Consider the following 21773-nt stretch of genomic DNA (forward strand, 5'->3'; position numbering starts at 1 on the left):
TTTTGTCTTGCCAGAACGGTGCAGATTTTGTATACTTATAACACATTTAAATTCAATACAATGAGTATAAAAAGATTGACTAATACCAATAAAGGAGTTACAACGATGGAAGAATTTTACAAAGCAATCGAAGACAAGATCAAAGCTTCCGGCTATCCGGGCGAGGTAAACGGCGAGGATATCTACAACGACATCTGCGATCAGATGGAGGAAAAAGAAAATGGAACCTATCTGTTTCTCTCCAAAAAAGACAATGGCGTCGTATTTGAATACAAGGTAGACATTCTGGATGAGTCCTTCAATCTCTCCTATGTTCATATTACCGCAAATAACGACACGTTTCATATTGATTTTGACAATTAATAGACAATCTTTTCTTGGACATCCCTGTATTTTTGACATACAGGGATATTTTTTTAAGGATTTTTTTGGAAAATGTGAGCATTGCGCCCTTTATAGAGGTCTGTTATAATTATCATTGTTAAAAGATTGACGAAATTATAAACTGCACACAGGGTTGTGTGCCAATCCATGAAGGAGGGCTAAATATGAAAATCCAGAATATTTCCGATGTAAACACATTTTTTAAAGTAATTGATTCCTGCAAAGGAACCGTCGAGCTGGTTTCCCCGGAGGGCGACCGCATTAACCTGAAATCCAAGCTGTCCCAGTATCTGTCGATGGCAAATATTTTTTCCAATGGCTATATCAAAGAGCTGGAGCTGGTTGCTTATGAGAAAGAGGACTTAGACCGACTGATTAAATTTATGTATCAGGGGGAGTAAGCTCTCTTCTGAGGTGTACACGGTATGTACCTTGCCGTTGTATAAAAAAATGTTTGAATGATACGATAGAAACTGTATAAAAAAGCTTCCTGGCTGCATGGCAGATTGGCTCTGCTGCACAGGAAGCTTTTTTCCGTTTTATGAATCTAAGTCAAACCGTTTCTCATACTTCACGCAGTAAACACGCAAACCTTCTAAACAGCTACGCTTCTATCCGCGCCAGCTCTTGAAAGACTTTTTCAATTTCTTCCCGCGACGCCCGGAATGTTCCCTGCACCATCTGGGTGCTCCCGCCGCCGCGTCCCTGCAGACGGGCGTTTAATTCTTTTCCGAATGCACGCATATCACGACCGAGGCTTCCGGCTGTGTAGTTATAACCTGACGCATCATCGCCAGAGCACACCAGCACGGTCTCTCCTTTTTCCTGTTCCAATAGCAGATTTGCAAACTGACGCACCAGAACTGGCGTCATGCCCTGCTCAAATACAGTCAGCGCTTTCTGCCCCTGCGGATAGACGTCTGCCTGCATGGTGAGAATGCGCTGCCAGAGGCGATTGATCTTACCGTCCTTACGCCCGCTCTCCTCTTTCAGATGGCTGACCGCCTCCGCCGCCTTCTCCGGTTTTGCAGAAAGCAGGTTAGAGATCGTCTGCATCTGCTCCGTCTTCGCCTCAAAATTCTCCAGCGCACGGTCACCACAGAGCATGGAGAAACGCACACCGCCCTTGTAATTCATCAGGGAAAGCACCTTGATCACGCCGATCTCTCCCGTGTAATCCACGTGTGTGCCGCAGCAGGCACAGATATCCGCCCCCGGAATCTCTACGATGCGGACCTGACCAGTCAGCTCTTTCTTGCTGCGGTAATCGATGGTTTTCAATTCCTCCTCACCCGGATATGTCACCTGTACCGGAAGATTCGCCCAGACAACCGCATTTGCCTTCTTCTCGATTTCCTTTAACTGTTCCCAGTTAAGCGGACCATTCAGATCGACCGTCACTTCATCGTGTCCCATATGAAATCCGACATTATCATATCCGTATGCGGCATGAATCAGCCCCGATATGATATGTTCTCCCGTATGTTGCTGCATGTTGGAAAAACGCTGTTCCCAGTCGATGGCCGCGTGAACGGTGCTTCCCACCTCCAGCGGCGCGTCCGTCTCATGAACAACCACGCCATGTTTCTCCTCCACATGTGTCACATGCACTTCCCCGATCCGTCCGGTGTCCGACGGCTGTCCGCCGCCCTCCGGGTAAAATCCGGTCTGGGAAAGTTCCACCTCAAATCCGTGCTTTGCCGGACGGCAGGCAGTGACGATGGCATCAAATTCTTTTACATACGGTGTCTGATAATATAACGGTTCCATTTTCATTCCTCTTTTCATTTCGTTGTACAATGTTCTGTGACAAATCGTTATGGATAAACATCCATGTCGATCCGCCCGGTTATCTAGATTATTTCAACAAAAAATTTATAGTAAAATATTTCCGTCCTAATTTTCCTGATTTATGGAAACTGTGGCAAGCTGCCCCTCATATGATGAAGTGTATAGAAAATCTCGGAGGACATAACCATGAGTGATTTAGCGGCTACCAACTGCGGTTGCGGATGTGATAACAACGGAGGAAGCTGCGGCTGTAATTGTGGCTGTGGATGCGGCGGTTTCGGCAACAACAACTGTCTCTTTCTGATTCTGATTCTGCTGTGCTGCGGCGGATGTGGCGGCGGATGCTTTGATCACGGATGCGGCGGCAACAACTGCGACTGCCTGATCTGGATCCTGCTTCTGTGCTGCTGCTGTGGCGGCGGTGGCTTTGGCTGCTGATAAACATCCGCCCATATCCAGCATATCTTTTGAGAATGCATCCATGTACATTTTAATACCGCAGATTTAACACCATCACATCTTATTTGCGCGTCAACTGATAAATCAATGCATTGCAGATCGCGGCGGCTACATTGCTGCCGCCTTTTCTGCCTCTTGCCACAATATAAGGAGTGTCCGGCAAGGATATAATCAATTCCTTGGACGGCACGACATTGACAAAGCCGACCGGCACGCCGATGATGAGCTTCGGGTGGATTTTTCCCTCCTGAATCAACTCGTACAGACGCACTAGCGCGGTCGGTGCATTCCCAACTGCAAAAATACAGTCTTTTCCCATTTCTGCCGCCTTGTCCATGCTGGCAACCGCACGGGTGGTCCCGGACGCTGCCGCTTTCTTCGCGACATCCTCGTCCGCCATAAAACAGTAGACCTCGCCGCCCAGCGACGCAAGCGCGCGCTTGTTGATGCCGGATTTTCCCATATTCGTATCAGTCACGATGCACGCCCCATTTTTCAGGGCTTCCAACGCCTTATCGACTGCGCCCGGTGAAAATACAAGCGAATCTGCGTACTCAAAGTCGGCTGTCGTGTGAATCACGCGTTTCACAATTGGTGCTTCTTTCTCCGGAAATGTCCGTTCCCCCAGCTCCTCGGTGATAATCTCAAAACTTCTCGCCTCGATCTCCGACGGCAATACCTGACTGAGTTCTTTCATTTTCTCATCCATCTATCTACACTCCCTCTTCCAGAATCCGGTAAATTGCTTCCATATCCAAGTACTTCCGCATCGTGTCTGCCAGCCGGTTGTACTGCTCTTCCCGGTATTTCTCATAATCAAACGATAATCCGCCGACTTCCGGCTCCATTCCTTTTTCTTTCATCAGCGCACAGACAATCGTCTCCGCCACCTCTGCCTTGTCAAAAATGCCGTGGACGTAAGTGCCGTAAAGGTTGTCCCGGCAGCAGCCATCCTGTTTTTCAGTGTGGTTTCCCGCCTGTTCTTCCCTGAGTTTCAATAAACTATGATTTACGGCTTTTTCCTGCTCCTTGATCACGTTCTTAACAATATCACCGCCGACAGATGATGTCTCTCCCATATGTATTTCATATCCTTCCGCCTCCATCCCCGAAAGCCCGGAAAAGATACCGCTGACCGTCCCGAAACATCCCTTGACCTGCGTCCTGGTCTTTTCTTCCTGAAACTGTGTCTGTAACGGCAGAAGTCCCATACCGGAGATCGTACGCCCAGGCACACCCGCCTCGGTTCCTTCCTGATCTGACAGCGTCTGTCCCATCATCTGATAGCCGCCGCAGATGCCCCAGATCGGCGTTCCTCCGGCTGCTTTCTTTAAAACTGCCGCTTCCAGACCATTCTGCCGCATCCAGAGCAGATCCTCGATCGTATTCTTCGTTCCCGGAAGAACAATCAGATCCGGTCGCCCCAGCTCAGACAGGCGGCTCACATAACGCACCGAAACGCCGGGGATCGGGTCAAAGACGTTCAGGTCAGTGAAATTGGATAAACGCGGAAAGCGGATGGCTGCAATGTCGATCCATGCCTCTACATGTTTTTCAGATGACTCGTTTTCCTGTTTAAGGGTATTATTCCGCCCTGTGGATGAAAGGCGGCTGCTTAAACTATCCTCGTCCTCGATATCCACATCCATGTACGGAACGACGCCGACCACCGGAATCTTGCATAATTTCTCGATCATCTCAACACCTGGATCCAGGATCGTCTTATCGCCGCGGAATTTGTTGATGATAAGCCCCTTTACCATCGCCTGTTCATCCGGTTCCAGAAGCGCTACCGTTCCATAGAGCTGTGCAAACACACCGCCCCGGTCGATGTCCCCGGCAAGCAGCACTGGCGCACCCGCCATGCGCGCCATTCCCATGTTCACGATATCATCCGATTTTAAGTTGATCTCCGCCGGGCTGCCGGCGCCCTCGATCACGATGATATCGTACTGTTCGGACAAGTGCTGAAACGCTTTCTTGATTTCCGGGATTAGCTGCTTTTTATACTTGAAATATTCCTTCGCGGGCATTGTGCCGATCGGAACACCGCGCACGATCACCTGAGAACCGACATCGCTGGATGGCTTTAAGAGAATCGGATTCATGTCCACCGATGGCTCACAGCCCGCCGCCTGCGCCTGCACTACCTGTGCGCGCCCCATTTCCAATCCCTCGCTGGTAATATAGGAGTTCAGCGCCATATTCTGCGATTTAAACGGCGCCACGCGGTAGCCGTCCTGCTTGAAAATCCGGCAGAGTCCCGCCGCCAGCAGGCTTTTTCCCGCATTGGACATCGTTCCCTGTATCATGATTGCTTTTGCCACGGTGAAATCCTCCTTATTTTTGAGTGTCTTACCAAATAATGGTTGCTCAAAGCTATTTAATTTAGAAGCTATTTTGTGCTTAACCGAAATTATTTTTCTGCCATTTGTCCTTTCAAATGACAGAGGCTATTTTATGGGTTCGTGTAACTGTTCAGTACCTTCACAGTCACGCGCAAAAATCCATTAAAAATTGCCTACGGCAATGGGATTTTTGCCTGCTGGCCCATGTTTTCGTACGGTCAGCGCAGTAAATGCGCAGACCTACTGAACAGTTACGGGTTCGTTTTTTATTACAAATTCACATTGTGTTTTTCTTCAGATTGTACCTCTTTCAAAATATTTATCAACCTTTCATTTTCTCCCCGGTTCCGCACCGCCACCCGGTAATAATGACGGTTCAGCCCCTCAAAATTCTCACAGGCGCGAATCAAAATGCCATGCTCTAAACAACCCTGTTTGTAATCGCGCGAATCCTCATCCGGCGAACGGAACAACAGATAATTTGTCTGGGACGGATAAACGATAAATCCCAGTTCTTCCAGTTTTTCCGCCAGCCGCGGACGTTCCGTCTGCAAAGATTTAACCGTCCATTCCAGCAGATTTCCTTCTGAATGATCCGCCAGTACCGCAAATGCCGCCACCCCGCCCGCCTGTGCCGGAGCCGAGACACTCCACGGCTGGCGGAACTTCTCGAGGCGTTCCCGGAGTCCGGCATTGGAGATGATGCCATAGCCCAGGCGAAGGCCTGCCATTGAGCAGATTTTGGTCAAGGCATTTAAGAGGATAACGTGATCTCCAACACCATTTAACAAATTTCCAACAAACGAACATTCTCTCCGTGTATCCAAAAACCACTGAAAACACTCGTCCAGCATAAGCCAGGTATGTGTTTCCCGGCAGACCTGTGCCAACCTTTCCAGCTCGGTGGCTGAAATGGCACGCCCTGTCGGGTTATTGGGATTTCCGAGAATCAAAATTTTTTCCCAGACGTTTTCACGTTTAGAGGATAAAGTTGGGACCGAATCTATCTTCGATGCATCCCCGGAGCCATCGCAAAGCATGGCATACAATTCTTCCCTCGCACTCTCCAGGGAAAATCCATTTTCATCCTTTAAATGAAGCCACCGGATCTCGCAGCCGCACATCCGAAGCGCCTGCTCATACTCCGAAAATCCCGGTGCCAGCAAAATCGCCTGTTTGGGCCGAATCGCTGAGACAACTGCATATAAAATATCCGAAGCACCGTTTCCAAACACGAGCCAGTCCTCCGGAATCGGCGTGCCGTCTGCCTCATAAAAAGCAGCCGCTGCACGCCGCAGCTTCCGGCATAAAGCATCCGGATATTGTTCCCAAGCAGCCGCCGATGCCATCACAGCATCACGGACAGCCTGCGGCATTCCAAGACGATTTGTATTGACTGAAAAATCTAACTCTACGGCTGCATCACCGTAAATATCGCCGCCGTGCGTGTATGGCATAGATGCTTCCTCCCTGTTGTTCCCTCTTTTTTGTGTATTCTTTATCTGGTTACTCTTTCCTTCGTTCGTTCTGTTTTTGATATTTTTATCTGTTTGATTGCTTCATTATTTGGATTTTTTGACTTTTTTATATTCTTCTTTGTTAAAATTCCCTTATCAAAACAAAATCACGGCCCGCATCACCAGTGCCAGAAGTCCCATGATTCCCGCTGCTCCATACATCAGGCGGTTGACACGGCGGATGTCCTGCGGTTCAATCGGGTGTATCTCATCACCGATATATGGCTTCGGAACTAACTTGCCGAAATACCAGGCATCGCCCGCCAGTCGCAAGCCCAGCGCGCCGGCGCATGCCGACTCGGTCTGCGCGGAATTGGGACTTTTGTGGTTCCGGCGATCACGCCGCCAGATACGGTAAGCATTCTTTCCGTCATATCGTAAAAGGTATGCAGATACTATCAATAAAAGCGCTGCCAGACGCGACGGAATCAGGTTTACCAGATCGTCCAGTTTTGCTGCCGCGCGTCCAAAATGCAGATACCTGTCATTTTTATATCCGACCATCGAATCCATCGTGTTGACTGCCTTGTACAGCCAACCAAGAAGCGGACCTCCAATCGCCAGATAAAACAAAGGCGCAATCACTCCATCCGACGCATTTTCCGCTACCGTCTCAACTGCCGCCCGTGCGATCCCCGCCTCTGAAAGAGGTTTCGTATCGCGCCCGACAATCATCGACACTGCATAGCGGGCTCCCTCGATCTCTCCCGCCTCCAGCTTCCGGCAGACCGCCATGCTCTCATCCCGCAGGGAGCGCGCCGCCAGCAGATAGTAAGTCATGACCGCCTCGACTACTGTCTGAATCCAGATGCCGCCCAGACGGGAAATCCAGAGGATTGCGCCTGCCACACTGCCTGTCACAAGCAGCACCAGACACACAAAAAGAACGCCCGCGCGGCGTTCCCCCCGTTCCGTTGCATGCTTTTTTCCAGCTGGACGCAAATATTTTTCCAGCCACACAATCAGATTTCCGATCGCCCGGACCGGATGCGGCATCGAATGCGGATCACCCAGGCACAGATCCAGAAGATAACCTGCCAGAATCGCAGCTAAGTGATATCCGACCATTCTACCTTCTATCATTCCTGTCAATACTTTACTGATTGCTGTCATTTTGTCTACTCCCAACTATTCTTTTATTTGATCCGCATTCCCAGACCGCAGATAACCCGGTGCACTTCCTCCGAATATGCGGCAATCCGCTGGCAAATGCGCCCGTCTGTCTCCCGATAATCGCGCTCAAATGCTTCCATCGGCACAATGCCGCAGCCGATTTCATCCGCCGTCACGAATGCATCCGGATTTTCCTGCATCAGGCGTTCTGCAAACACGTATGGATCGCGCCCGGCTTCCATCTCACGCCTCACAAACAGTTCAAAATGCGTGATCAGATCCGCCTGCATGACCATCTGCTCGTCCGTTTCCAATCTCCCGTCCGCGATGCGCGCTGTAACTCTATACGCTTCCGGATTTTTCGATAGATTCAGAACGGTGGATAAGTCTTTTGTTTTTCTTCGTTCCAAAGTGCGTTTTTTCCACAATTCCATCGCATACGCTGTCTTTCCCTGTTCCCTACCGCCAATTATAAAAATCATTCTGTTTTTCCTCGCTCAAAAATTCAAAAACCGCAGCCATGTACCTGCCAGCCGCATCGCCGCCAGCACCAGCACCACATTCCGCTCGCAGCTCTGTAAGAAATGCCCTGCCAGATCGCCGTTGATTCCGCCAAATTCCCGCATGGAAAAACGATAATAGCAAACAAAGGTTGCAAGCGCCGTCAACGCGGCCAGAGCACCGCGCAGATGCCCCCAGTAAATCATCCAGGAGATCGCAAGCACGGCAAGCACCGTCATACTCACGCGGACGGTCTTTGTCTCAGCACTTCTGGAAAATTCAGCAGCAAGCCCGTCCTTTTTCGCCTTTGGAAATGCCACCACCGAATAGCCGCTGCACGCGCGTTCCAGCATAAGCGCCCCCGGCAGCAGCCACACATCCGCCCCCACAAGCTCAGAAACTGCCCCCGCATAGAGAAGCAGGTACAGCCCCAGACCGATGATCGCAAACGCCCCCGTATGGGGATCTTTTAAAATCGCCAGCTTTTTTTCCCGCTCGCCGTAGGAATGGCGCGCATCCGTCACATCGAGATACCCGTCCATATGGATTCCACCAGTAATCAATAGTGGAACCGCCGTCAACAGGCAGGTCCGGAACAGAACTCCAGCACCCAAAATTTCACAGAGCGCAAACGTGGCTATCTCTACCGCTCCGATCACCGCCCCGATCAGCGGAAAAAAACAAAGCGCATAGCGCATCCGCTCTTCCGTCCAGTCCATGCGCGGCATCGGAATGCGTGAATACATGGAAAATGCAATGACAAAACTTCCTATCAGATTCAATCTTCGATCCCCCTGACTCTACTCTGTCTCGATCACCATATACTAACATTTTGTTCTTTTCTCAGTTTTCGACGACAAACGCAGATACCGCAAGCGGAATCCCATACACCACTTCCGTCACTGAATCCGCCATCTGCCCAAGTTCCCGGTTGATCCGCCCCAGAAGCTCTATATACCGCTCTGATTCCGGTTCATACGTCACACCGTCCGAAAAGATCTCATTCGTTACAATGATAAGATCCCCGCACTGTTTTTGCAAGTGTTTTATTCCCTGCAGGATCCGCTCTTCTGCGCCATTTTCCTGATCGTAAAATTCATTGAGGACAAGGTTGGACATACACTCAAGGAGAAGGACTTGTTTTTGTGCCACTCGGCGGGACTCCCAGTACTTCAAACTATCTGTTTCCTGTTCAGCATCCAAACCAGCCGGATTTAATTCTTCGAATGTCTCTCTTAATTCTAATGTTTCCAGCCCTGTATACCTCTCAATCGTCTCAAATCCTTTTGCCGCGCGCATCCGCCGGTGTCGTTCCACCCGTTTTCTGCCTTCATCGTCCCAAATCCGCATCGTTGCCAGATACCAGAGTGTTCCGCCGGTCCTGTTCCGGCACTGCACGGCAGTCTGTTCGGCATATTCAGACTTGCCGCTGCCACTGCCGCCTGTAACTATATATAACATCGTTCATTTATCCTCTTTTTCACCGAATTGCAGCAGTTTCCATGCTTTAAAAACATACGCAAAAAATGTTTTAATCCGTATATCTCATCACACCAGCGGCTTATATTCCTCTATTTCCATCTCCGCAAACGTATCCATATCCCGATAAATGGACAGTGCCATATCCAGCAGTGGAAACAGTGCCAGCGCACCCGTGCCTTCCCCCAGCCGAAGCCCCGCCCGGATAGCCGGTGTCACCCCTATCAAATCAAGCAGCCAGATAGATGCCGGTTCCGCCGACACGTGAGCTGCCAGCATATAGTCCGTCGCTGCCGGTGCAATTCTTCCAGCCGCTGCCGCCGCTGCCGCCGCTATAACCCCGTCAATCACAACCGGAACATGATAGATAGCTCCGCCTAAAAAGGCACCTGCCATCGCCGCCAGATCAAACCCGCCTACTTTTTGCAATACCTCCATGCCATCCATGGGATCCGGCTGATGCAGATCGATTCCACGCCGGATTGCCTTCGTTTTCCGTTTCAGTCCAGCCGAATCTAAACCTGCCCCACATCCTGTGACAAGTTCTGGTTCTTTTCGCAGCAGGACCGATGCGACCGCACTGCTGGTCGTCGTATTGCCGATTCCCATTTCACCCACTGTAAACAGGCGGTACTCCCGATCCTTCAGAACACGCACTGCGTCGATTCCCGTCAAAACGGCTGTCAGCACCTCCTGGCGCGTCATCGCTGCTTCTTTCGTAAAATTGGAAGTCCCGCGCCGGATTTTCCGTTCTGTCAGGGGATGAAGCTTCCCCTGATGTTCCACCTCACAGGCGATTCCTATATCGATCGGAAACACGTCCGTTTCTGCCTTTTCTGCCATCAGGCAGGAGCAGCTTCTCCCGCGTGTCATATTCGAAACAACTGCCGCTGTAACCTCCTGCCCGGTCTGTGATACCCCTTCTTCAACCACCCCATTATCCGCGCAAAAAATCAACAGTGCACGCTTGGAGAAATCAGGCACTTTCCCGCCCTGTGCTGCCGCCGCCCGCACAATATCCTCCTCCAGGACTCCCAGGCTTCCAAGTGGTTTTGCCACCCGCCCCCAATGTTTTTCTGCCTGCTCCCGGATTGTTTCATCTGCTGGCACAATCCGTTTCTTAAGCTGAGCAAATCGTATTTCCAGCTCTTTTTCCGAAAAATGCCGAAAATCTTCCAGCGATTCCAATGTCTCCATATTCTCCTGCTGCATCTATATGTTCCTCCCGTTTTCGTTTCCGCCCTTTTCCATGGGTTCGTGAACGGGCGTACCCTTTCAGTCTATCGTTTACCGGTTCAAAATTCCGCCTATGATTGTACCATCGACCGGAACAATACGCAAATACAAATTTGTTCTCACACCGAAAACGACACCACCCACCCGGGCAGTGCCGTCTTTTTTAAACCCATCTTATAAAATTCTATTTCACATATCCATACAAAACATATAATCTCAGGAAGCGCAATCACTTGATCCTCACGCAACTCCTTTCAACATCCACTCATACGCATCATATGCCGTCCGCAGGGAAATCTCGGCAGTCTCTAGTTCTGCTTTTTTCTGCAGATAAGACGCCTCACCCTGTAAATACGTTGCTTTATTAATCGCACCGGACTGATACTTAATCTGGGTGGCGCCGTATGTTTTTTCAGCGGACTGGCAGGCTGCCTGCGCTGCGTCGCGTTCTAGGCTTAATGCCGCTATCTCAGCGTACTGCTCATCCGCTGAGGCGCTTGCAGCGCTCTCGGCTTCCTCGATTTGCTGGTGGCGCAGCTTGCGCGCCGCATCTCCGGTTGCGGAGGATCGTCTGGCTGATTTGACACTGGAACTTGCAACGACAGCTGCCGCGCGGTCCGCATCCAAATTCATGGACGCTAATTCTGCTGCCGATACGATAGGAATCTCTCCCAGTGTGAGAGATTCTCCGCTCCTTCCAAGAAGAATGGCAAGCTGGCGCAGCGCCTTATTTGCCTGATCGGTCGTGGATTGTAATGCTGTCTGGGCGCTTAACAGGTTTTTCTGAGCCTGCAGCAGATCCGTCTCCGTGCAAAGCCCCGCTGCCAGTTCCCGCTCTTTGCGATCTGCCTGCGCCTGATAGTTCTCTGCCGTCTTGGCAGCCGCCTCCACCTCGTCCTGAAGCTGCCGGCAGGTGCCCCACTGCATCTGTGCGGTCTTTACGACCTGCCAGACCGTCCGGTTTCTGGACGCACGGCTTGACGCCGAATTTAAGGAAGTGAGCGACTTTTTATACTGCTTCGCTGCCATCGACAGCGTTTGTGCATTTCGCTCATAGGTGCCGATCAGTGCCTCATCTCCGCCCGCATCTTCGAGCTCATCTGCTTTATAGTTCATATCCCGGGCACCGGAAATCATCGCATCGTAGGCTTCCTGGTAGACGGCAAGGCTGTCCTGATAACTGTAATCGGCGCTGACAGCCGTTCCATTGCCGCGCCGCACCAGCGCCTCCAGTTCCCCGTACTCTATCACAGAATCCGAGAGCTGTTCCTCCGTATAGGAGCCGGACTGGCTGGCGATCGTGTTGTCTGCGCTGTTTTCGGTTATGGTGCCATCTTCCAGCGCCGGACCATCTGCCTCGCTGTCTGAATCACTTTCAGTGCCGGAAATCAAAGGCGTTTTCGCCGCCTGCGCCGGGCTCGATACAAGAATACAAGCCGCCAGGGCAATTCCGATCGAACGACTCAATCTGCTTTTTCCGATTCGTTTCACATTATGACCGTCCAGATGCACATCCAAAGCACTTGCACCGCTTCGGTCTCTTTCTTGCCCCTTGCGCATCTTTTGCTCTGTCCCAGCTTCCGCGTTCATCCATTTTCCTTTCAGATTTCGCATCATCCGCCTACCCCTTTCTACTGCGTGGACGCCAGACCGTCAACCGCCCACTGGTAGGCGAGCTGCGCCTGAAGAAGCGACATGGCTGCTGTCTCTCTTGCCACGGATGCCGATTCATAGGAATAGGTCGCGCTCTGGTATGCATTCTGGCTGATGAGTCCGGCTGCCAGTTTGCGGTCGTTGGTGTGTTTAGTCTTTTCTTCTAATTCAAAGCTGCGTTTTGCCTGTTCATACTGTGCCTCAGACAGCTTCAGATTTTGATAAGCCGACTGGACATTCGACTTGACTGCCTCCTTCCCGCTGGTCAGAGTCGTCTGATACTGCTCTTTGAGAGTACTCGTCATCGCATTGCTGACCTGACGCGCCAGAATCTTTAACTGATAGTTATTCTCCTGCGCTTTCGCAATGTCCTCTTCGAGGTTGATCGATGCACTCATCTGTTCCTGCGGATCCGGCAATGCACAGATTTCTACTGATGCGCCGTATTTCCATCCAAGCATCTGACACAGGGATTCCTTCGTCGATGCAATACTGCTTTCCGCCGTGGTGATAGACGCCTGCGCCTTTAAAAGAGTCTCCTTGGCATCCAGCACATCCGTCTGTGTCCCATTTCCGGATGAGAGCTTTAAGTTCGCTGTCTCATAGTCTTTTTCTGCCTTGGACACCTGATTCTGCACGCTCTTTAAATTTTTCTGTGCATTCCAGTACTGGATCATCAGGTTCTGTGCCTGCTGTACCAGTGATTTTTCGGTCTGCGAGTACCCCCACGCCTTGACATTCGCATCATCGACATTATTGTCGCCCTGCTCGCGCATCTGGGTCGCGGAAGTCTCGCTTCTCTGTGCTGCTGCCAGTGCGGAACCATAATTCGCATCATCTGAATCCGGGTACTCGATGCTGCTCTCGATCTCATCTGCCGCGTCATAATATTCCTGCGCGATCTCATTGCTGTCTTTGCCCTGATAATCCTTGTACTCGATCCGGTTCTTCTCCACTGTGCTGTTGTACTCATGGATCCGATCAGCAATCTCGTCAAATTCGAGCTTATCATCCTGCAGCGAAGCCCATTTTTCTGTGGAATATGCAAATTGCGGGCTGGCTGCCAACACCTGGATCGGCGCATCTGCCGCCAGAAAAAGCCCCAGTGAGCAGGCTGCTGCACCGGCCGCAATCCGATGCTTCAGACATATTTTTTTATTTCGATTCATGTATGTCACTCCATTCCGATATATCTGATTTTAACAATTATCCTATTCTGTTTCCAATTAATCTATGTCCGGTATCTCTTCCTTCGGTTTCCGGCTCAGCAGTGCGTAATATACTGGAACCATGAAGAGCGCGACAATCACACCTGCGCTCAGACCGCCGATATCTACGATCGCCAGACCCTGTGTTGTGGAACCGCTGCTTCCGATTGCCAGTGCCATCGGGATCATCGCGAGGATGGTTGTCATACTTGTCATCAGAATCGGTCGGATACGGGTCGCACCTGCCTCGATGAGCGCTGTCCGCAGATCCATCGTGGAGCGATACTGGTTGACCGTATCCACGTAGAGAATACCGTTATTTACAACAGTTCCGACCAGAATCAGGAAGCCAAGCAGGGACGTCATACTGATGCTGACGCCGGTCAGCTTCAGTAATCCGAAGGAACCAACCAAACTGAACGGGATGGTCGTCATAACCATGATGGAAAACTTCACAGACTCAAACTGTGCCGCCATGACAACGAATACCAGGAAGACTGCAATCGCAATCGCGCGGTACAGGGAGCTGAACTCACTCTTCATCATACGGTCACGGCTGCTCTGCCCAATGCTGATTGTACCGCTTAAGTTCGGAGTAATTACCTCACTGTTGATTTGCTGCTGTACATTATCACCGGTGTAATCGGCAGAGATTGTGATCTCATATGCACCGTCGGTTCTGGAAATCGAAGCCGGACTGTCCTCAAATACGACATTTGCCACATCGGTCAGTGCCACCTTCTGTCCGTTTGTTCCCGTCAAAATAATATCTTTTATGTTATCAACTGTCTCGTACTCGCCCTCCGGATACTCAACCGTTACCGTAATGTCCTCGCCGTCAATTTTAAGTGTCGTCGCGTCGATACCGCTCAACATCTGGTTGATCGTCGTTCCGATACTGGAAGCCGTGAGTCCATACGCCTTTGCCATAACTGGATCAATCTTCAGGGTAATGATCGGTGCATTATTCTCAATACTGGAATGGATGTTGATGACATCCGTTCTTGCTGTCATTTCCTTGACAATCTTATCACTAACTTCTTTTAATTCATCATACTGCGTGCCGTGAAGAATCACTTCATAGCCGCGCTGTCTTCCCATGAAGCTCATGGAAGTCGATGCCGATACGTCGATCGTACAGTTTGCAATGTTATCCATCTCTTTCTGCCACTGATCGGCTACATCGTCTGTTTTCATGGTACGGTCATCTTTCAGATAGGCACTGATCTCGCCGCTGTCTCCGTTGTAACGCAGCATGTACGAATCAACCTGGTCGCTCGCGGAAACAATCGCCTCCGCTTCTGCCAGCGCCTCCTCGATCTTTTCCTGTTTCAGACCCGGACGCGTCTCAATGCTGACACTGACCGTACCGGTATCATCCGATGTCATCAGCTCCGTCTGCATTCCGCTCGCCAGAATTACCGTCAGTACAAGTACCAGAACCGAAAATCCCATAACCATCGCTTTATGGTTTAACAGGCGGTCCATGATGCCGCGGTACCATTTCTGTAAACGTTCAATCGGACGTCCCATCAGGGCGCGCTTCGCCTCGCTCGGTTTGTAGAACAGATAACACAGCGGAACCACCGTCATCGCAGAAAGCAGGGACGCCGACATACAGAACACGATCGTGAATCCCAGCGGTTTGAACATCTGTCCGGTCATACCGTTTAAGAATGCCAGCGGCAGGAATACGACACAGGTCGTGATCGTCGAACCGATGATCGAGTTGATGACAATGCCGGTTCCGTGAAGCGCTGCTGAAAAATAGCCAAGCGCCCCCTTGTCTTCCTGCTCCGCCGTTGCACGGAAACAGCTCTCCAGTACAACGATCGAGTTATCGACCATCATGCCGACGCCGAGTACCAGCGCACTCATCGTGATAACGTTCAACGAAAATCCTGCCATCGTGATCGCAATCAAGGACATCAAAATCGAAGTCGGAATCGAGCTTCCGACGATCAGGGACGCCTTATAATCGCCAAAGAACAGGAAAATGATGAACATGGAGATGATAACCGCCAGAACCATTGTCTCTGCTACGTCTTTTAAGGAATCAAGAATCGTGTCAGATGTATCATTTGCAACCGTGATCGTCAGATCCGAATCATCTGCCATCAATTCTTCAATTTTCTCTTTTACAGCCGAGGACACTTCCATATCTGTGCTGTCCTGCTGCTTCTGAATCGAAACGGAGATCGTCTCCTGACCGTTGTAACGGGAAATGCCGCCCCGGTCTTTCGTTGCCTCATACACATTTGCCACATCCGACAGAGAAATAATCTTTCCTGCCGGCGTCTTGATTGGAATATCCTGCAGCTCATTTACCTGTTCTGTTTTTAAGGAGGTAGTAACGGAAAGCTCCAGGTTTCCGGCATCTGCCTCACCCGACGGGGATGCCACGTTCGCATCGCTGATCGCACTCGCAACATCCTGCATGGTCAGATTGTATTGATCCATTTTTTCAGACTGTAATTCAATGCTGACGTACTTAGAAGAACCGCCTCGCGTCTCAATGTTTGCAATTGAAGAAATTCGCTCTAATTCAGGTACTATCTTCTGATCCACATAATCGTAGAGGTTTGTCTGCGTCTTATGTGCAATCGAAAGCATCATGCTGTCTCCTTGATTGGAGTTCATCGACATAACGCTCGGTTCCACATCATCCGGCAGCGCCCGCTGGATATTGTCCAGTTTCTGCTTTAAGTTGTCATACGCCTCATCCATATCGGTGCCGTAGTCATACTGAAGCATGATCATCGAACGTCCATCGCTGGATTCGGAGGTAATCGTGTCCACACCTTCCAGTGTACCGATCGCATCCTCGATCGGTTCGGTTACCAGCTCGCTGATATCCTCCGGTCCTGCGCCTGAATAATTTGCCATGATAATCAGCATCGGTGTCTCCATCTCCGGCATCTGCTCCAGCTTTGCCGAAAAGGCCGATGAAATACCGAATACAACCAGACACAACAGAGCCATGACAGTAGTAACCGGATGTTTCAGGATATATTTCGTTACTCCCATGTCTTACATTCCTCCTGTCCTACTGTTTCTGTCCATTTTTTGCATCTTTCGGGGTGCCTGCATCACCCGCAGGCTGATCCTTTCCACCATCTGCCGGAGCGCCCGCTTTCTGTCCATTTTCAGAGCCTGCCAGGGCATCAGCTTTCTGGTTTCCAGCTTCATCCGCTGCTGCCGCATCTGTTTCTTCACCCTTTAAGTTAACGGTTGAACCCTCATAAAGCTGGGAACTCCATGTACTGATGACGAGATCATCTGCCGTCAGCCCCGACTTGATCTCCGCCAGCTCTGTATTATAAAGCCCCACTTCGACTTCCACTTTATGTACCGTTCCGTCCTGGTAAACATAGACATTTCCAACGCCGTTATCATAGTAGATCGCATCTACCGGCACAGTCATGACATTCTCTGCACGCTCAGAAGTTACTGTTACCTTGACAGTACTTCCCGTTGAAAGGCTGTTCGCCTCCGGCAGCTCTGCCTTTATCTTAAACAGACCGTTGCTCTCGTCCGCCATGCTGCTGACATCGGTAATCACACCATCATAAGTCGTTCCATCTTTTACAATCGTCATCGCGTCGCCCTGGTTTAAGTTGCTCATAACACGCTCGGATACGTAGAACGATACCCTTTTATCTCCCTCACCGGAGATAACGCAGAGCTGCGCCTGCTGGTTGACATGATCATATACATCAATATCCATCGTCTCAATCTTGCCGGAGATCGGTGCGGTCACGGAACTGTATTCCACCTGACGGTCGTAGTTTAATTTTGCCGATTCATAATTTAACTGTGCCGTCTTCGCCTGGTTCTGGTACTGCTCCCATTCCTGATCAGAAATATCTCCTCCCTGATAAAGAAGCTGCATACGGCTTAAATTGCTCTGTGCCTCGGTCAGGTTAACAGAGGCGGAGTCCATCGCATTTTTCGCCGTCTCAACCTGTTCGGTATTGATCGTACAGAGAAGCTGACCCGCTGCTACCATATCACCGACGCTGACGTTGACGCCCGTCACATCGCCGGATGCCTTCGCATAGACATAGACAACGTCCGATGCCTCTACGGTACCGGATGTGCTGGTTGTCCGCTCGATCGTTCCGATCTTTGGATTCTCAGCCGCAACCGTCGCCACATTGTCCATCTGCGTGTCCTGCATACCGCCTGGACCGCCCGGACCGCCGCCTGGACCTCCTTTGCTGCCACCCTTGAAACGCATAAAAAGTGCCGCAAGTACGAGCACCACCACCACCGCGATGATGGCTGTTTTCTTTTTATTCTGCTTTGCCGCTTCCATCAGAGAAGATAGTTTACTCATTTCGCATATTCCTTTCTGGTTTTTCCTAATTGTCCCTAGTATAACATCCCATTTTTAAACGAGTTTCAACTACATATAAACTGAATGTAAACGAACCGTGAAAAAAATGTGTTGCACCGTTCACAATCAGTTTAAACTCATGTGGTATACTATGAGTACTTATGATATTACATCTTTTTAATTGAATTATAGGGAGGTTTTACGGATATGTTTCACATTCTCGTGGTAGAAGATGATGCGAAGCTGCGTTCCCTGTTCTGCACGGTACTCACCAACAGTGGTTATCTGGCGCTTCCGGCAGAAAGCGGCGAAAAAGCATTATCTCTTTTAGATTCTGAATATGTAGATCTCATTATTTCGGATATTATGATGCCCGGAATGGACGGATATGAACTGATTGATCACCTGCGGACGAGTGGATTTACAATGCCGATCCTGATTATCACCGCCAAAGAGCGCTTCGAAGACAAGCAGCGCGGCTTTCAGGCAGGCACGGATGACTATATGGTGAAGCCGATCGATGTCAATGAGATGGTTCTGCGGGTTGGCGCCCTGCTCAAACGCGCCAAGATCGCGACGGAGCATCGGATTGTCTGCCAAAATACGATTCTCGACTACGATGCACTGACGGTCACGGTCAACGGGCAGGAGACACTTCTGCCGCAGAAAGAATTTTATCTTCTATATAAATTACTTTCTTATCCAAATAAGATTTTCACGAGGCAGCAGCTCATGGACGAAATCTGGGGGCTTGACTCGACAACCGACGAACGGACGGTCGATGTGCATGTCAACCGGCTGCGCGAACGGTTTAAAAACTGCGATGATTTTATCATCATGACCGTGCGGGGTCTCGGCTATAAGGCGGTGAAAACAGAAGCATGATCAACAAGAACTTTACCAAATATTTCCAGATTCCACTCTACTGGCTGACCCTCCTGGTCTTTTTCTTCCTGGTGTCCTCGTTGATACCGATGCTGACCGGATATTTTGTCTCGATGCTCACAAGCGGAACAGATAAACACGAAGTTTTTCGGATTTTCGGTCCGAATTTTCCGCGTCTGATGTCATTTTTGAGCAGCCTTGCGTTCAGTATCGCGCTGTCGCTGTTCCTCTGGTCGAAAATCCTCCGCCCGATCGGTTCCATCAGCCTTGCCGCTAAGCAGGTAGCAGACGGAGACTTTTCCGTTCATGTGCCAAATTCGAAGTCTTTGCAGGCGATCTGTGAACTAACCGACAATTTTAACCGTATGGTGCAGGAGTTAAACAGCATCGAATCGCTGCGAAATGATTTCGTGACCACGGTTTCCCATGAGTTCAAGACACCGCTCGCCGCCATCGAGGGCTATGCGACATTGCTGCAGGATCCATCTCTCTCAGAGGCGGACCGGAATGAATACACGCGCATCATCATCGACAGCACGCGCCAGCTCACCACAATGACCGGCAACATTCTTCTGCTTTCCCGCCTGGAAAAGCAGGAGATCGTGACTGGCCGCACGACGTTCAGCCTCGACGAACAAATCCGTCAGGCGATTCTTCTGCTGGAACCGCTCTGGGAGAAAAAGCATCTGAATCTCGACATTGATCTGACGGCGTGCAAATTTTACGGCAACTGTGAGATGCTGCAGCAGGTCTGGATCAATCTCCTGCAAAATGCCATCAAATTCACCCCGGCTGGCGGTATGCTTTCTGCCAAACTCGTCATCACAGGAGATAAGGTGCGCATCTCCATCCGCGATACCGGCGTCGGCATGGATGACGCCACGATGAAACGGATCTTTGAAAAATTTTACAGCAGGAACTCTGATCCCAATGAAAAGGGCAACGGGCTGGGACTTTCCATCACGAAACGGATCATCGACCTGATGCACGGTACCATCGAGGTATCCAGCCAGGTGGACGAGGGTAGCTGCTTTACAGTGATTCTGCCGCTTGAAAAAGCATAGAATCTCATCGGCAAAACATATTGTACCCGACAATCATCAGAGAAATGGCGATGCTGACCCATAGAAAATTCTTTGGGAAAATGAGCACCAGGGTCATGCCAAATCCCATTGAAAAAAGAACTAAACCAAATAAACGCTTCATAGAATGATACCTCTCTGAAATGTCTGTTTTCAAAAGAAGTTAAATAGCAGGCGATCATTGCCAGAGACATCTGACATTCGGTCGTGTGCTATGATCATTCTATGAAGCGTTTTGATTTTAATTTCTTTATTTCTTCTCTTCCATCTCGCCCGCCATCTTCTCAGCTGTCTGCATCGTCTCCGCATCGATCGGTCCGGTGCTTCCGCCGACAAATTTATTGACGAGATCCGGTGCCATGTCGAGAACCTTGGTCAATGCATCCTGATGCTTGATATTGACCACCTTCGTCATGCCATTCTGAATGACCAGCACCGCGCTCGGCGTCATCTTGGCGCTCATGCCGCCCGCATTCTTCTCTTTCGCCGACTGACCAAACGCGCCCGCCGCCATGCCGCAGGTTACATCCACGAGTGGAAGTATAATCGCATCGCCAACTGTCACCGGCTCTCCCACGACTGTCTTCGTCGTGACGAACTCATCCATACCCTGAAATAATGCACCGATTGTCGATGCAAACTGATTGTCTGCCATATTATCTTCCTCCTCGGTTTCTATATTTATAAACCTGTGTCCGTACATTCTTATCCATCCAGATCCGAAGCGCCATCAATGCCAGCACGCCAATCTGGACTCTGCCCCGGAACGAAAGCTCCCCGTCCAGCGCATTTGCATCCATGACCGGAGTCAAATCAATCTTCTTTCCGTAAACTGGATACAAAAAAGCCGCCACACTCAAAATTTGTCCCATCAAATAAGGATCCTCCACGCCAAACGTAACCTGCCCGGACAGCTTTCTGGGAAATATATGCCGCAGAACTCGCATGAGCTGGCGTTTGATCAGGCGAAATGACTTCTGATTTTCTTCATTTTCTATAAATGCAAGGACGGATTGGCGTTTGTGCTCCAGGTTGTTGATTCGGGTAAGCAGCTTTGAGAGGGATTGCCGCAGGGCGCTCCATTTTTGTTTGAACCAGCTAATGATTCTATGAAGGAACGATTCACGCTTTTCCTGGCTGGGATTTGATTTTAATTCATTCTTTGCCCGATGCGTTTCTCCTTCTGCCTCGGACACTCCCGCCTCCTTCACATCTGGAAATGCATCTGCATTCTTCACAGCTTGAGACATTTCCGCCTCCCTCTGCGCACTCCGTCTCTTCACCGCCTCCTCCAGCAGCCTGGCAGTTTCCTCCGCTTTCTCGATCGCGGCGTCTGTCTTCTCCGATGCTGCTTCCGCCCGCAAAATCAGTTCACCGGTGTCTAAATCATCATCCTCTGTTTTCTCCTGCGCATTTACAAATTCCAGCTCATCCGAATCCGCTGCCTGCGTGCCTTCCCGCACACGCCCAGATTCCGTATCTTTCTCTTCACTCTCACTCCCGAAAATCCGGAATCCAAACAACTTAACCGCATATCGAAGCCCATTTTCATAAGCAATCCGCAGCGACACCGCATGAAGCAGCCAATGGATATGCAGATGCACGCCAAAATCCTTGATACTGTGGTAGCTTCCGTTCCCCCGGTATCGAATCGGGACAAATAAAACCGCCAACAGGCACAGAAACAACAGTCCCAGAATGACAAGAAGCAGGATTCCGAGTATTTTCAAGATTATGAACAAAATATGCAGCAATCCATCCCCTCCCACTTCTTATTC

The 21773-nt window shown here is 50.2% G+C and carries 20 protein-coding genes; 5 read left to right on the forward strand and 15 right to left on the reverse strand.

Annotated elements, in window-relative coordinates:
• Positions 1–105 precede the first annotated feature (105 nt).
• On the forward strand, positions 106–363 hold the full coding sequence (locus DWZ45_RS08710; RefSeq protein WP_022359554.1) for a hypothetical protein: 258 nt from the start codon (positions 106–108) through the stop codon (positions 361–363).
• Positions 364–548: 185 nt separating this feature from the next.
• Positions 549–785: a hypothetical protein gene (locus DWZ45_RS08715; protein WP_022359553.1), complete on the forward strand. Its 237-nt coding sequence runs from the start codon at positions 549–551 to the stop codon at positions 783–785.
• A gap of 202 nt (positions 786–987) precedes the next feature.
• Here DWZ45_RS08715 and DWZ45_RS08720 read toward each other — a convergent pair whose 3' ends face one another.
• Positions 988–2154: an alanyl-tRNA editing protein gene (locus DWZ45_RS08720; RefSeq protein ID WP_118468612.1), complete on the reverse strand. Its 1167-nt coding sequence runs from the start codon at positions 2152–2154 to the stop codon at positions 988–990.
• A 207-nt stretch (positions 2155–2361) separates the two neighbouring features.
• Here DWZ45_RS08720 and DWZ45_RS08725 point away from each other — a divergent pair, with 207 nt between their 5' ends.
• On the forward strand, positions 2362–2613 hold the full coding sequence (locus tag DWZ45_RS08725) for a hypothetical protein (protein WP_022359551.1): 252 nt from the start codon (positions 2362–2364) through the stop codon (positions 2611–2613).
• Between the two features lie 82 nt (positions 2614–2695).
• Here the strand turns inward: DWZ45_RS08725 and DWZ45_RS08730 are convergent, their stop codons facing one another.
• The 12 genes from DWZ45_RS08730 to DWZ45_RS08785 form a co-directional block, all read right to left on the reverse strand.
• Entirely contained in the window at positions 2696–3331 is a 636-nt protein-coding gene (locus DWZ45_RS08730; RefSeq protein ID WP_107000405.1) for a precorrin-8X methylmutase, read from the reverse strand.
• Between the two features lie 16 nt (positions 3332–3347).
• Positions 3348–4961 (reverse strand): cobyric acid synthase, encoded by a 1614-nt coding sequence (locus DWZ45_RS08735; protein WP_106999939.1) that lies wholly within the window; start codon positions 4959–4961, stop codon positions 3348–3350.
• A gap of 290 nt (positions 4962–5251) precedes the next feature.
• The gene (locus DWZ45_RS08740) at positions 5252–6439 is read right to left on the reverse strand and encodes an aminotransferase class I/II-fold pyridoxal phosphate-dependent enzyme (protein ID WP_118468614.1); all 1188 of its coding nucleotides are present in this window, start codon (positions 6437–6439) and stop codon (positions 5252–5254) included.
• 156 nt (positions 6440–6595) lie between these two features.
• Entirely contained in the window at positions 6596–7612 is a 1017-nt protein-coding gene (gene cbiB, locus DWZ45_RS08745; protein ID WP_227589774.1) for an adenosylcobinamide-phosphate synthase CbiB, read from the reverse strand.
• A gap of 23 nt (positions 7613–7635) precedes the next feature.
• Positions 7636–8094 (reverse strand): bifunctional adenosylcobinamide kinase/adenosylcobinamide-phosphate guanylyltransferase, encoded by a 459-nt coding sequence (locus tag DWZ45_RS08750; RefSeq protein WP_118468618.1) that lies wholly within the window; start codon positions 8092–8094, stop codon positions 7636–7638.
• A gap of 15 nt (positions 8095–8109) precedes the next feature.
• Positions 8110–8895 (reverse strand): adenosylcobinamide-GDP ribazoletransferase, encoded by a 786-nt coding sequence (locus DWZ45_RS08755; protein ID WP_118468620.1) that lies wholly within the window; start codon positions 8893–8895, stop codon positions 8110–8112.
• Positions 8896–8956: 61 nt separating this feature from the next.
• Positions 8957–9574 carry a bifunctional adenosylcobinamide kinase/adenosylcobinamide-phosphate guanylyltransferase gene (locus tag DWZ45_RS08760; RefSeq protein WP_118468622.1) on the reverse strand — a complete coding sequence of 206 codons (618 nt, stop codon included), beginning with the start codon at positions 9572–9574 and terminating at the stop codon, positions 8957–8959.
• Positions 9575–9661: 87 nt separating this feature from the next.
• Positions 9662–10804, reverse strand: coding sequence for a nicotinate-nucleotide--dimethylbenzimidazole phosphoribosyltransferase (cobT, locus tag DWZ45_RS08765; RefSeq protein WP_118468624.1), 1143 nt, complete (start codon positions 10802–10804; stop codon positions 9662–9664).
• 264 nt (positions 10805–11068) lie between these two features.
• Positions 11069–12445 (reverse strand): TolC family protein, encoded by a 1377-nt coding sequence (locus DWZ45_RS08770; RefSeq protein WP_118468626.1) that lies wholly within the window; start codon positions 12443–12445, stop codon positions 11069–11071.
• Between the two features lie 14 nt (positions 12446–12459).
• Positions 12460–13650 carry a TolC family protein gene (locus tag DWZ45_RS08775; protein WP_118468628.1) on the reverse strand — a complete coding sequence of 397 codons (1191 nt, stop codon included), beginning with the start codon at positions 13648–13650 and terminating at the stop codon, positions 12460–12462.
• Positions 13651–13707: 57 nt separating this feature from the next.
• On the reverse strand, positions 13708–16716 hold the full coding sequence (locus DWZ45_RS08780; RefSeq protein ID WP_118468630.1) for an efflux RND transporter permease subunit: 3009 nt from the start codon (positions 16714–16716) through the stop codon (positions 13708–13710).
• Positions 16717–16735: 19 nt separating this feature from the next.
• Positions 16736–18028: an efflux RND transporter periplasmic adaptor subunit gene (locus DWZ45_RS08785; protein WP_227589772.1), complete on the reverse strand. Its 1293-nt coding sequence runs from the start codon at positions 18026–18028 to the stop codon at positions 16736–16738.
• A gap of 207 nt (positions 18029–18235) precedes the next feature.
• Between DWZ45_RS08785 and DWZ45_RS08790 the strand changes: the two genes are divergently transcribed.
• On the forward strand, positions 18236–18913 hold the full coding sequence (locus DWZ45_RS08790) for a response regulator transcription factor (protein ID WP_118468631.1): 678 nt from the start codon (positions 18236–18238) through the stop codon (positions 18911–18913).
• Complete coding sequence (locus tag DWZ45_RS08795; protein WP_118468633.1) at positions 18910–19977, forward strand: HAMP domain-containing sensor histidine kinase; 1068 nt, start codon at positions 18910–18912, stop codon at positions 19975–19977. Before DWZ45_RS08790 ends, DWZ45_RS08795 begins: the two co-directional genes overlap by 4 nt.
• Positions 19978–20245: 268 nt before the next feature.
• On the opposite strand, the gene DWZ45_RS08800 is transcribed toward DWZ45_RS08795, so the two are convergent.
• Together DWZ45_RS08800 and DWZ45_RS08805 are read right to left on the reverse strand one after the other, a co-directional pair.
• Positions 20246–20650, reverse strand: coding sequence for a GerW family sporulation protein (locus tag DWZ45_RS08800; protein WP_022360264.1), 405 nt, complete (start codon positions 20648–20650; stop codon positions 20246–20248).
• A 1-nt stretch (position 20651) separates the two neighbouring features.
• Positions 20652–21749 (reverse strand): hypothetical protein, encoded by a 1098-nt coding sequence (locus tag DWZ45_RS08805; RefSeq protein WP_118468635.1) that lies wholly within the window; start codon positions 21747–21749, stop codon positions 20652–20654.
• Positions 21750–21773 lie beyond the last annotated feature (24 nt).

It is taken from the genome of Clostridium sp. AF32-7AC (assembly GCF_003477925.1).
Taxonomy (GTDB): domain Bacteria; phylum Bacillota; class Clostridia; order Lachnospirales; family Lachnospiraceae; genus Otoolea; species Otoolea fessa.

Coding starts and splice junctions, on each gene's coding strand:
- cobT (WP_118468624.1), bottom strand. CDS start 10,804: ATGCAGCAGGAGAATATGGAGACATTGGAATCGCTGGAAGATTTTCGG.
- DWZ45_RS08750 (WP_118468618.1), bottom strand. CDS start 8,094: ATGATTTTTATAATTGGCGGTAGGGAACAGGGAAAGACAGCGTATGCG.
- cbiB (WP_227589774.1), bottom strand. CDS start 7,612: ATGACAGCAATCAGTAAAGTATTGACAGGAATGATAGAAGGTAGAATG.
- DWZ45_RS08715 (WP_022359553.1), top strand. CDS start 549: ATGAAAATCCAGAATATTTCCGATGTAAACACATTTTTTAAAGTAATT.
- DWZ45_RS08725 (WP_022359551.1), top strand. CDS start 2,362: ATGAGTGATTTAGCGGCTACCAACTGCGGTTGCGGATGTGATAACAAC.
- DWZ45_RS08720 (WP_118468612.1), bottom strand. CDS start 2,154: ATGGAACCGTTATATTATCAGACACCGTATGTAAAAGAATTTGATGCC.
- DWZ45_RS08730 (WP_107000405.1), bottom strand. CDS start 3,331: ATGAAAGAACTCAGTCAGGTATTGCCGTCGGAGATCGAGGCGAGAAGT.
- DWZ45_RS08790 (WP_118468631.1), top strand. CDS start 18,236: ATGTTTCACATTCTCGTGGTAGAAGATGATGCGAAGCTGCGTTCCCTG.
- DWZ45_RS08795 (WP_118468633.1), top strand. CDS start 18,910: ATGATCAACAAGAACTTTACCAAATATTTCCAGATTCCACTCTACTGG.
- DWZ45_RS08760 (WP_118468622.1), bottom strand. CDS start 9,574: ATGTTATATATAGTTACAGGCGGCAGTGGCAGCGGCAAGTCTGAATAT.
- DWZ45_RS08780 (WP_118468630.1), bottom strand. CDS start 16,716: ATGGGAGTAACGAAATATATCCTGAAACATCCGGTTACTACTGTCATG.
- DWZ45_RS08770 (WP_118468626.1), bottom strand. CDS start 12,445: ATGATGCGAAATCTGAAAGGAAAATGGATGAACGCGGAAGCTGGGACA.
- DWZ45_RS08785 (WP_227589772.1), bottom strand. CDS start 18,028: ATGAGTAAACTATCTTCTCTGATGGAAGCGGCAAAGCAGAATAAAAAG.
- DWZ45_RS08710 (WP_022359554.1), top strand. CDS start 106: ATGGAAGAATTTTACAAAGCAATCGAAGACAAGATCAAAGCTTCCGGC.
- DWZ45_RS08740 (WP_118468614.1), bottom strand. CDS start 6,439: ATGCCATACACGCACGGCGGCGATATTTACGGTGATGCAGCCGTAGAG.
- DWZ45_RS08800 (WP_022360264.1), bottom strand. CDS start 20,650: ATGGCAGACAATCAGTTTGCATCGACAATCGGTGCATTATTTCAGGGT.
- DWZ45_RS08775 (WP_118468628.1), bottom strand. CDS start 13,650: ATGAATCGAAATAAAAAAATATGTCTGAAGCATCGGATTGCGGCCGGT.